Below are 603 nucleotides of genomic sequence, written 5' to 3'. Positions count from 1 at the left end.
GGAACCTGCGGCTGGATCACCTCCTTAACATGAAATAAGAGCATGAAGGTTGATTCGAGCGCCCACACAGTTTGTTTTCAGAGAGAAAGAGACGAGACACGGTTTAGTAGGTTAAACCTACAAAAGCGATTTGCGAAAAGCAAAAAAGCCAAGTAAGTTTCAAAGAATCCAAAAAATATCGCAAGCGCAGCGAACGATACCAAAAAAGATTCGGAAAAAGTTTTTACGAGGATTTTTGCTTTAATCGAGGCATCTTGCTAAGCAAGTGAAGGAGCGTACATATGTACGTGACTGAACGCGCGCAGCAAGATAACGAAGAGTAAAGCAAAAAGCCGAAGTAAAAAAATTGGGTCTGTAGCTCAGCTGGTTAGAGCGCACCCCTGATAAGGGTGAGGCCGGTGGTTCAAGTCCACTCAGACCCACCATATCTTGTCTCAGATAGATCAGAAAAGATAATATTCAAGAGTATTATGTTTTCTGGGCTATCCAGAAGTTCATTAACAATTAGGTAAAGAGAAGAAATACAAGCGCATTAGTATTGAAGTTTTTGTTGTTGTCGTATGACTTTGAGATAATTGAGGTTATATGGTCAAGAAGAGAAGC

1 tRNA gene is annotated in these 603 nt (G+C 40.8%); it reads left to right on the top strand.

The features are described from left to right. Positions 1 to 348 precede the first annotated feature (348 nt). A tRNA-Ile gene (locus tag E1O89_RS15335) sits at positions 349 to 425 on the top strand. The last annotated feature ends 178 nt before the right edge of the window (positions 426 to 603 follow it).

The sequence above is a fragment of the Legionella genomosp. 1 genome, assembly GCF_900640215.1.
GTDB lineage: Bacteria > Pseudomonadota > Gammaproteobacteria > Legionellales > Legionellaceae > Legionella_C > Legionella_C quinlivanii_A.
This window is presented reverse-complemented; position numbering and strand designations above follow the sequence as displayed.